Source organism: Desulfomarina sp., assembly GCF_054039375.1.
On record NZ_JBPLBA010000037.1, the window covers coordinates 1 to 9,859 of the forward strand.

The 9,859-nt window shown below is 48.0% G+C and carries 13 protein-coding genes; 8 read left to right on the top strand and 5 right to left on the bottom strand.

Annotated elements, in window-relative coordinates:
- Positions 1-94 precede the first annotated feature (94 nt).
- From ACXLDX_RS02260 to ACXLDX_RS02270, 3 genes are all read left to right on the top strand, one after another.
- Complete coding sequence (locus tag ACXLDX_RS02260) at positions 95-397, top strand: helix-turn-helix domain-containing protein (protein WP_457575567.1); 303 nt, start codon at positions 95-97, stop codon at positions 395-397.
- A gap of 194 nt (positions 398-591) precedes the next feature.
- The gene (locus tag ACXLDX_RS02265) at positions 592-1,839 is read left to right on the top strand and encodes a type II toxin-antitoxin system HipA family toxin (protein WP_457575568.1); all 1,248 of its coding nucleotides are present in this window, start codon (positions 592-594) and stop codon (positions 1,837-1,839) included.
- Between the two features lies 1 nt (position 1,840).
- Entirely contained in the window at positions 1,841-2,107 is a 267-nt protein-coding gene (locus ACXLDX_RS02270; protein ID WP_457575569.1) for a hypothetical protein, read from the top strand.
- A gap of 103 nt (positions 2,108-2,210) precedes the next feature.
- On the opposite strand, the gene ACXLDX_RS02275 is transcribed toward ACXLDX_RS02270, so the two are convergent.
- Together ACXLDX_RS02275 and ACXLDX_RS02280 are read right to left on the bottom strand one after the other, a co-directional pair.
- Positions 2,211-2,546: a type II toxin-antitoxin system HicB family antitoxin gene (locus tag ACXLDX_RS02275; protein ID WP_457575570.1), complete on the bottom strand. Its 336-nt coding sequence runs from the start codon at positions 2,544-2,546 to the stop codon at positions 2,211-2,213.
- Complete coding sequence (locus ACXLDX_RS02280; RefSeq protein WP_457575571.1) at positions 2,543-2,797, bottom strand: type II toxin-antitoxin system HicA family toxin; 255 nt, start codon at positions 2,795-2,797, stop codon at positions 2,543-2,545. Before ACXLDX_RS02280 ends, ACXLDX_RS02275 begins: the two co-directional genes overlap by 4 nt.
- 484 nt (positions 2,798-3,281) lie before the next feature.
- On the opposite strand from ACXLDX_RS02280, the gene ACXLDX_RS02285 reads away from it, so the two are divergent.
- Positions 3,282-3,662, top strand: a complete 381-nt coding sequence (locus tag ACXLDX_RS02285) for a hypothetical protein (protein ID WP_457575572.1) — start codon at positions 3,282-3,284, stop codon at positions 3,660-3,662.
- Positions 3,659-5,161 carry an FHA domain-containing protein gene (locus tag ACXLDX_RS02290; protein WP_457575573.1) on the top strand — a complete coding sequence of 501 codons (1,503 nt, stop codon included), beginning with the start codon at positions 3,659-3,661 and terminating at the stop codon, positions 5,159-5,161. The genes ACXLDX_RS02285 and ACXLDX_RS02290 overlap by 4 nt, the downstream gene beginning before the upstream one ends.
- Positions 5,162-5,611: 450 nt before the next feature.
- On the opposite strand, the gene ACXLDX_RS02295 is transcribed toward ACXLDX_RS02290, so the two are convergent.
- The 3 genes from ACXLDX_RS02295 to ACXLDX_RS02305 all read right to left on the bottom strand — a co-directional run bounded on the left by ACXLDX_RS02295 (position 5,612) and on the right by ACXLDX_RS02305 (position 7,560).
- Complete coding sequence (locus tag ACXLDX_RS02295) at positions 5,612-6,766, bottom strand: CaiB/BaiF CoA transferase family protein (RefSeq protein ID WP_457575574.1); 1,155 nt, start codon at positions 6,764-6,766, stop codon at positions 5,612-5,614.
- A gap of 75 nt (positions 6,767-6,841) precedes the next feature.
- On the bottom strand, positions 6,842-7,363 hold the full coding sequence (gene cobO, locus ACXLDX_RS02300) for a cob(I)yrinic acid a,c-diamide adenosyltransferase (RefSeq protein ID WP_457575575.1): 522 nt from the start codon (positions 7,361-7,363) through the stop codon (positions 6,842-6,844).
- Between the two features lie 74 nt (positions 7,364-7,437).
- Complete coding sequence (locus ACXLDX_RS02305) at positions 7,438-7,560, bottom strand: hypothetical protein (protein ID WP_457575576.1); 123 nt, start codon at positions 7,558-7,560, stop codon at positions 7,438-7,440.
- 51 nt (positions 7,561-7,611) lie between these two features.
- Here ACXLDX_RS02305 and ACXLDX_RS02310 point away from each other — a divergent pair, with 51 nt between their 5' ends.
- From ACXLDX_RS02310 to ACXLDX_RS02320, 3 genes are all read left to right on the top strand, one after another.
- On the top strand, positions 7,612-8,634 hold the full coding sequence (locus ACXLDX_RS02310; protein WP_457575577.1) for a type I glyceraldehyde-3-phosphate dehydrogenase: 1,023 nt from the start codon (positions 7,612-7,614) through the stop codon (positions 8,632-8,634).
- Positions 8,635-8,654: 20 nt separating this feature from the next.
- Entirely contained in the window at positions 8,655-9,272 is a 618-nt protein-coding gene (locus ACXLDX_RS02315) for a hypothetical protein (RefSeq protein WP_457575578.1), read from the top strand.
- A 306-nt stretch (positions 9,273-9,578) separates the two neighbouring features.
- Positions 9,579-9,859: helix-turn-helix domain-containing protein (locus ACXLDX_RS02320; RefSeq protein WP_457575579.1), on the top strand; the 281-nt coding region annotated here is incomplete at its 3' end.

Genomic DNA, 9,859 nt, shown 5'->3' on the forward strand with positions numbered 1-9,859 from the left:
TTACATAATGGCCAATATATGGTCTTTATGTTGCTATTTTTACACCTAACGGGTAATATGTTAGCTATAGCATACATTCACGTCAGGGAATACTATGATACCAGCACTCCTTACCCCCAATGAAATGCAGAAGCAACTGGCTCTTCGTTTAAAAACCCTTCGCTTATCTGCGGGATACAAACGAAAAACTCTGGCCACTCGTTCCGGGGTGAGTGAGGGGTCGTTGAAACGTTTTGAGGACCTTGGTGAAATTTCATTGAAAAATCTGTTGCGCCTTGCCCATTCCCTGGGATGCCTTCAGGAATTTAACACTCTTTTCCAGCCGCCGGAGGCCAGAAGTCTGGCAGAATTAAAAGCCGGTGCAGAGAGTCCGGTTCCAAGGCGGGGCAGGGTCTAAGGCGGGCTTTACCCGCAGCCCAAATTTGTTGCAAAACAGGTAGGAGCCCGCCCCTGCGGGCGATTCGATTGGGCGTTACCGGCATGATTGAGCTTATCGCCCACAGGGGTGGGCTCCTACTGGACCTGAAAAATTTCTCAGAGTCTACGCTAACCCGTTTTTTATGACAGGAATTGAGACATAAGGCGCTGATAATGACAACAGGCTATCGTGAAATAGAGGTTCGTTTCAGCAAAGATCCCTCAACATCTCTGCCGGTAGGGACTCTTGCTGAAAAAGATGGCTTGATCTATTTTGAATACAATCACCAGTGGCTTGCCCACGGGCTTGAACTATCCCCCTTCACCCTGCCCTTGCGGCCAGGCCTTGTCTGTCACCGGGATCATGGTTTCGGTCCTGTTTTTGGCCTGTTTGACGACTCCCTGCCCGATGGATGGGGGTTGCTGCTGATGGATCGTTGTTTTCGCAGCCGGAACATTGATCCTGTGACTGTATCCATCCTTGACCGCTTACTCTTTCTCGGAAACAAAACCATGGGCGCTCTCACCTATCATCCGGCACTCAGCAGAGAGAGTGATACAAGCCTTCCGGATCTGCATGATCTTGCAGAGGAGGCGATGCTGGTGTATGCCGGAAAGGCTGATCAAATTCTGCCTCAGCTTATCCGTGCCGGCGGGAGTCCCGGTGGTGCCAGGCCAAAGGTTCTTGTCGGATTTAATTCTGATACCGGAGATATTATATCCGGGGAGGGTGATATTCCGCCGGGTTTTGAACATTGGATTATCAAATTTTCTAGCCGCGAAGATCTAGATGATGCGGGTCCTGTGGAGTACGCCTATGCCAGGATGGCTTGTGCAGCGGGAATCAAAATGGAAAAAACCCGCCTCTTTACTACTGACAAAGGGGAACGATTTTTTGGCATAAAGCGCTTTGACCGCCGGCCGGGGAACAGGCGGTATCATATACACACCTTTGGCAACCTTGTTCAGGCGAACTTTCGGGTGCCGGGTAGTGATTATACGGATTTATTAAAAACAACCAGCCTGTTAACCAGAAATAATCAGGATCTTGAAGCCGCCTGTCGACTGATGATCTTTAATGTTATGGCCCATAACCGCGACGATCATGTGAAAAATTTTTCATTTCTGTTTGATGATCACAACGGGAGCTGGTCTCTGGCCCCGGCCTATGATCTGACATTTTCCAGAGGGCCGGGCGGGGAACACACAACCACCATCCTCGGTGAAGGTTTACAGCCGGAGCAGAAACTGATTTTGCAACTGGCTGCCCAATCAGGTATTACGCCTCAACGTGCGGATATAATCTTTCAGGAAGTGGAAGAGGCTGTTTCCCGCTGGCCGGAATTTGCTGCTTTGGCCGGAGTCGGGGAAAAAACGGCTCGTGATATTGCCGGTTTTCACGCCCCGGGGTGGAAACCATGATATGACAGGATTGCAGGAGATCAGTTCCCTGGCCGAAGAGATGGATAAACTCTATTTCTGTTTTTCCATTCGGCCCTGGTTGCTGGTGGAGGTTAAATCGTCCGGTAGAGCCGGACTCAGCCGCCATCTGGAAATGTTTCAGGAAAAAACAGGGGCCAGACATGCCCTGCAGGTGGCCATAGATCTTGACTATATCGAAGCCGACTGTTTCAGCGCCAAACGACCACTTATTGTACCGGCAAAGACATTTTTGTCCCAGTTGGTTTAACGCCTGAAGTGCAGGTTAAGGTAACAATCCGGATGCTCTGCATCATCCATAACCGGCAGCGCCGAAGCTGTAAGATCAAGTCTGAACACTACACATGGAGATGTTAGTGTGCATGACTGGCTTTATCCAAAACTCCTGCCGCCCATTGATTGATACTTTTTCCACTGGCCTCTGCGGCAGAGGCTACAGCAGCATGAATTTCCGCAGGAACTCTTAACATTAAATTACCGGAATATGGTTTGTCCGGTTGTTGTCCGAGTTTTTTACAAGCAGCCAAATAATTGTCAACTGCTTCATGAAAAGCTGTTTCAAGCTCTGTGACCGATTCTCCATGGAAGCTGATAACATCACGGATACCAATTATTCGACCTACAAAAATATGATCCTCGGGGTCGAATTCAACTTTTGCAAAATAACCATTATAATTCATACCTTTCATGGTGTTTCTCCTAATTTCGTAAGAAATTCACGGGCTGCCTTTATTCGATACCTCAGAGCTGCTTTATCAGGGTGCGGTCTGTGAAAATATGCACGCACACCATTTTTTTCAAAAGTAACACTTGAACCCGCCCCTTCAATTGTACGACAACCAATAGCTCCGAAAAGAGATTCGATTTTACTCCATTCCATATTGCCATTCACTGGATCTGTGAAAATGGCTTTGAGTATTTTACGATGCTTTGCCTTCATATTTTAATGATAACAACGAAGAGCAATAATTGCAATCAGATTACGATTGCATGTTGATTGGTTTAACAATGGCTCCCTTGCCGGAGCATGGGAACCATGAAAAACTTGAAACGGCTTTGTTCCGTAGGAGCCCGCCCCCGCGGGCGAGTGAGCGTTGCCGGTACTATGGAGTTTATCGCCCGCAGGGGCGGGCTCCTACCTGTACATGCATCAAATTTGGGTTGCGGGCAAAGCCCGCCTTAGATAGAGTTCCAGCTGGCCAATTTTAATTTAATTTGTTGATTTTATGTTGAAAGAGTATCCAACTTTTACGAGGTCTGTATTTGCAAAAATTTTCCTGGCTATTGTCTTTTTCATCTGAAAATAATAAAGTTGTAAAGATGCGTATTTTTTCCCTTCAATCAATCTCCTGAGCTGTATAAACCATGCAAAAATGTGAAGCATGCGGCATTAATAACCCTGATGATGCGCTCAGGTGCAAAGAGTGCGGGGAAGCGCTTGGGTTTACCGGGGCGGGGAAAAAACCCAGCTGGTAACGGCTGCGGATATCACCTTTCAAAAAGGGGATTCCATCAACAACCAGTTCAGGATTATCCGTTTGCTCGGCAGGGGCGGCATGGGGCAGATGTACCTGGTTGAAGTTGAAGATCTCAATAAAACCTATGCCCTGAAGCTGATCCTGCCCGAACTGGTGAACAACCCGGAGGTGCGCCAGCGTTTTCTCTCCGAGGTGACCATCAGCCGGGAACTTCCATCGCTCCCACTCTCCGGCATGGGAACCATCAAGTGGGAGCTGTCAAAAAAAATTGAACCGCAGAATATCGAACAGAGAAAAATGAATATCAAAATGAACAAAACGTCATGATCCAGCATATCCACACCTGTTCCAATCCGCAATGCGGCCAACCGCTGGAGCCGGAAGAGCTGTACTGCCCGGACTGCGGTCATCCCGCCTGGGGCCCCATGCTCAGGCCGGAGCAATACCTTGAGCGGGTCAGCCTGGAAATCTGCCTGCTCGACCTGGCTCCGGGCACCCACGGCGTTATTCCCCTGCGTTTTCGCAACCGGGAAAACGACCAGGCCATTACCTATCTTGATCTTGCCATAAGCTGTGATCAGCTCATCAGCGAGCCGGAGATTCCCTTTTCCAGGGAACTGCTCCTGGCCAGGGGCAAGAGTGTGGATATCAATGTCCTGACCTTTAAAATTGACCCGGACGGCGGTCATTACGCCCTGAATATCAAAGGCCATTTCCTGCTGAACAGGAAAGTTCCGGTGGCCTTTTTTGCCGCCGGCACCCTGTCTGTCTTCCCGGAAAAAGAGGGCGGCAAAATAAAGATTGTAGTTGCCGATGGCGGCGCGCTCGCAGCCGATGGAGTGCAGGGCGGCCGGGATGTTGATATCCTGGTGAAAAATGGGGCCGCCGCCGACCTTGGCCTTATACGGAGCGGCAAGAGCGCCGCTGACCCGCAGTGGCTGCAGCTTGAACTGGTCTTTGCCCCGGATATTACCCGGCTGCTGGAAGAATTTGACCAGGACGCGCCGCCACCGGACACTCTGCCCCGGCAGGTGCTTAAGCCGGAACTCGGCCGCCACAACGGGCTGTGGCTTGCTCCTGACCCGGATAACGAAGACCGACAGACCATGGTGCGACTGTTTTCCGGCACGGAATTCACCCTGGGCCGTAAGGCAAACCAGGTGGATATTGTAACCAAATTCCTGCCTGCCGATATCGCAAAAAACAAGAAAAAGAGCCGCAAAATAAGCCGCAGGCAAAGCGCGATTGCCATTGACGATCTGGAACAGGTTCTGCTCAGTGACTGCAAGTCCACAAACGGCACCACGGTCAACGGCATATCTGTTTTTAGTGATCATCCGCTCTACAACGGTACCCGGATTGTGCTGGGCACGGTGTTTCGCCTGGATTTCCACGAATACCGCGACCTGTCTGCCAGCCGGGAATTGCGCGAACTGCGCAGCCAGGCAAGCGATATCAATGAGTATGCCCGCAAACTGCAAAGCGCAAGCGTGCAGGAAATGGTGCGTAAGACCCCGCTGGACAGCTTTACCCTGGAGCGGGACGACGATTTCCGGAACAGGCTGCGCTACGTCTTTATCTGCCGTTATGCCGGAATCGGCTCGTCGGCTTCGGCAAACAGCCTTTTTCTGTCCCATCCCACCGTGGCCCGGCAGCATGCCCGCCTGCTGACCAACCGGGACGGATTCTATATCGAGGCCCTGGAAAACAGCCTGGGCACCTGGTTTGACGACGAAAAACTCCAACCCGGCAAACCGAAACTCCTGCCCCCGGACCGCGAAACCCGCCTCAGATTCGGCGAGGTTGAGGTTCTCTTTCAGGCATAAAGCAAGGATGACCAGGACACAAGGTAAATTCACGCTAAAGGGATGTCCGTTTATCTCCAATCACCACATTATATGGTGTATCCCAACAGTGTCGTCTGGTTAAAAGAACTGATAGGAATTTAAGAAGCTCTTATTATGCTTGAATACAGTGCCATGCTTCCCGTCGTTTCAAGGATTTTGTCTACCAGACTCTTGATTCATGGAGTAAAGCAACGGTGGATGATTATGATGCCCGGCACTGTACGAGGCTATAATGTCCCCCGGGTGATATAAAAAACAGGATCAAAGAAAAACAGCTGCTGTTTGCTCCGCATTCAAGTTCTACAAAAATGCGAACCAATCAGATACGGCCTTGTCTCTACAGCATCGCCTACCCGCTCATGCAGACATTACGTTAGACTAGCCTGCAAAAATCTGCGGCACCTGTGAGCAATTACAATCAGGTTGGTATTATACAGCACCCAACCGGTAAATCTCCTCAATCTCTTCGGCCCCGTAGCCAATCTCCTGCAGTATTTCAGAAGTCCCCTGCCCGAAATCCTGCGGCCCGGTTCTCAATGATCCCGGTGATCCACCAAGCTTTACAGCAAGTCCAAGGCTCACCTGTTCTGAACCATCAACACATTCATTTCTTATCACCAGCGAACGTTCAAGAAAATGTTCATCTTCAAACACCTCCTCCATTGTCTGAACAGGAGCATAACAAACCTCAAGATCTGACAACAGATTATCCCATTTGCTTAATGGTTTTTTCAGAAAAGTTTCCCTCAGCCAGGCAATAATCTCTTCCCTGACATTCTCATCATATTGGGCTTTTCCATATTCAGGTTTTCCAAGAACCTCACAGAGCTTTTTCCAGAAACGGTTTTCAACCGCTCCTATTGCCACATACCTGCCGTCGGCGGTTTCATAGGTGTTATAACAGCCATACCTGTGGGACAACATGGTATTGGAACGTTTCTGGGCCTTTCCTGTCTGTTTTACCAGGAAATACGGTAAAGCATGAAATCCGATCATTCCGTCTGTCATGGCAATATCAATATACTGGCCAATTCTTTCAGGATGTTTTTCCCGGGCATAAAGAGCCATCAGGATTCCGATAACACTCTGCAGACTGCCTCCGGCTATATCCGCAAGCTGGACTGCCGGAACCGTCGGTGCACCATCTGCCGGACCGATAAGATCAAGTATTCCGGCCTGGGCAAGATAGTTGATATCGTGGCCGACCCGGTTGGCCAGGGGCCCACTCTGACCATACCCGGTAATTGAACAGTAGATTATGGATGGATTGATTTTTTTAACCGACTCATAATCCACACCGAGCCTTTTGACCACACCGGGTCGGAATCCCTCGATGATAATATCCGTCTTTTCGGCCAGCTTAAAAAAAATTTCCAGCCCTTTGCTGTTTTTCAGGTCAAGGGACATATGGCGTTTGTTCCTGTTCAGATCGTTGAAAAAAAGACCATCCCCCTGGAATCTTCTGCTCTCAACGGCAATAACCTCAGCGCCATGATCAGCCAGTATCATGGAACAGTATGGTCCCGGCAGCATTCTTGACAGATCCAGCACTTTTATACCCTTCAACGCACCCATATCAGACATATCTCTCCTTTTCTTAATCAAAGAGTTCAGGAAAATCCTGCCGCGTCAAAAACGCCCGCCAATCCAGAATGAACCTTAAAATTCAATCCCCTTCTGAGCCTTGATCCCCTGTTCATACCCATGTTTGATAACCCTGATTTCAGACACCGTGTCGGCAACCTCCATCAGTTCCGGCGTGGCTCCCCGTCCCGTCAGAATAAGACTCAGATTCTCAGGCTTGTTTTTTATCAGTTCGATTATTTTCTCTACCTCAAGGAAATCATACATGGGCAGATAGGTAATTTCATCCAGAACAATCAGATCATATTCCCCACTTTCCACCTTTTCTTTTGCCATCTCAAATCCTTCTCTGGCAACCTTCCTGTCATCTTCAATATTTTCCTTTGTAAAGACAAACCCTTTGCCACAGATATACCAGTCCAGATTCTCCAGCTTTTCAGCCATAATCCGTTCACCATATCTTCCCTGGCCCTTGAGAAACTGAATCACACAAACCCTGTGGCCATGGCCCAGAGCCCTGAAAACTGTGCCAAGGGCCGCAGTAGTTTTACCTTTTCCATCCCCTGTATTAATAATCGTTCTACCCTTGCGTTCCATTGCTCTCTCCCGTATCCTGCAAAACAGATGTAATTGCTCACAGGTGCCCTGATTTTTGCAGACTCTTTTAATCACTACAACTTACCAATGCGGACAAAAGAGACCCTGAAACGCCGGGGTGCCCATGATTTCTTCCAGGAAAACAGTGTTGTACTCTTCATAAAACTTGAGTATTGATAACTCTTCAGTTTTTTCATTGCAGTTTTCCTGTCAATATTTTACCAGAACCAACAAAAATGACATGTAAAATGTACAGAGTCGCAATCAACGGCTACGGCCGAATCGGCCAGAGTGTTCTCAGGGCCATATATTCCAGTCCATACAGATCGAAGTTCAAAATTGTCGCCATAAATGAACCAGCCGACATTGAAACCCTCACCTATCTGACACGATATGACACCACCCATGGCCGTTTTCCTTATCCCCTCAGGCATGACGAAAACAGTATTTACGTGGGTGAGGATAAGATTGAGATTTTTCATCAGAAAACGCCCGCGGCTCTTCCCTGGAAAGAACTGGATGTGGATCTGCTGTTTGAATGTTCCGGTTCCTTTTCCGACCGAAAGAAGGCGGAACAACACATAAAAAGAGGTGCAAAACGTCTCCTCTTTTCCCACCCCGCCAAACCCGATATAGACGCTACCATCGTTTATGGTTATAACGAGAACCAGTTGCAGCCGGGACATACCATTGTTTCCAATGCATCATGCACCACAAACTGTATTGTCCCGATTCTCCATCTGCTCAACCAGGAATTCGGTATTGAAAACGGGGTCACTACTACAATTCATTCTGCCATGAATGATCAGCCGGTCATCGACAATTATCACCATACCGACCTGCGGCTGACCCGTAGTGCTCTCCATTCCATCATTCCTGTGGAAACAAACCTGGACAAGGGTATTGAACGGTTGATGCCTGAAATGACTGGCAGATTTCACTGCCTTCATCTTCGCGTCCCGACCATTAATGTCTCGGTTATGGATATGGCAATCAATGTAAAAAAACAAACGAATGTACAGGAAGTCAATGATCTCATTAAAAACAGTGCCTGTACAACTTTGAAAGGACTGCTCGGTTATACCGAAGAACCCCATGCATCTGTAGATTTCAATACCGACTCCAGGTCCTCAATCTTTGACGCTACCCAGACCAGGGTCAGCAATGGCAATTTATTGAAACTGCTCTGCTGGTTTGATAATGAATGGGGCTACGCCAACAGAATGCTTGATGTTGCCAACTGCTGGCTCTCCCTGGCTTCCCGACATTAACTACTCATAGGATTATGGCAATGAAATGGAACCTGACACACCTGAAATTTCTTTATCCGCCCGAAGACTTTCCCGGATCATTTTCAAATAAACTCATGCAGAAGCGGCATGAAATTATGAGAAAAGAAAAGGTTATGGAAATCCGTAGAAACCTGGATCGGGCCGAATCAACTCCCCAGGCCCTGAAGAGTCTCCATCCCCTGGATCATCTTCAATTTCTCCGAAATAACCTCGATGCATTCAGAGCCGATAATGCTCTTGAAAAAACGGTTCTCAACCTTTACTACAGGGAAAACGGCTCCTTTCTGGCCGACGGTCATTTCACACTCTGGTATGATCTGTTCAGTGAATGCAACCGGGAACTCTTTTACTCCCTGGGCCAGCCACTCCCCGGAGATGGAGCAATCGCTTATCGGGGATCCATAACCGACAGCCCCAGAGGGTTCTGCTGGACAATCAGCAACAGAAAGGTGAACTGGTTCCGCAAACGGTGGCAGGATAAGGATCTGGGAGGCGGAACAATATATTCCACTTCAGTAAGGCCGGAAGATATCCTGATTTATCAAGAAAAAGATGGCGAAAGAGAACTGATTGTCACTCCCGATTTTCTTGACAGGGCAACAATCAACACAATCTGAGTCCAGCAACCGGCCACAGGAGCTTCAACTCCGTGGTTTTATTACCTGTGAACAATTGTTTTTCTGATTACGTATGAAACTCAGCCTGTTATTTGTGAGTCTGGGGATTGGGCCTGTTTTATCAGGCGTATTTCAAAAATCACATTAGACTGATTATAAAATGACCTGGACTGACACTTTTTCATTTGAATTCCTTATCAATTGAGATTTCCAGTGATTTTTGACCGTAGGCTAGTGTCATGTCAATCTTGTAATGTCGTATTGTAAGTGGTATTATTCTTCATAATCAACCATGGAGGATTGAGCATGAAGAAGTTTACAGTGACACTGACCAAGGATGAGCGTTCTGAGTTGAAAAAAATTTCTTCCAAAGGAAAACACAGGTCACAGAAGGTGCTGAATGCATTGATTTTACTTGATTGTGACGAGGGAAAATATCAAGATAACCGATCAATCAATGAAGAAATATCCCGAGTCCTGAACACAAGCATGCGAAAAATTGATCGGGTAAAAAAACGTTTTGTTGTCGATGGCCTTGACATAGCACTTAACGGCCGCAAGGGAAGCCGCGTCTATGCAAAAAAAGC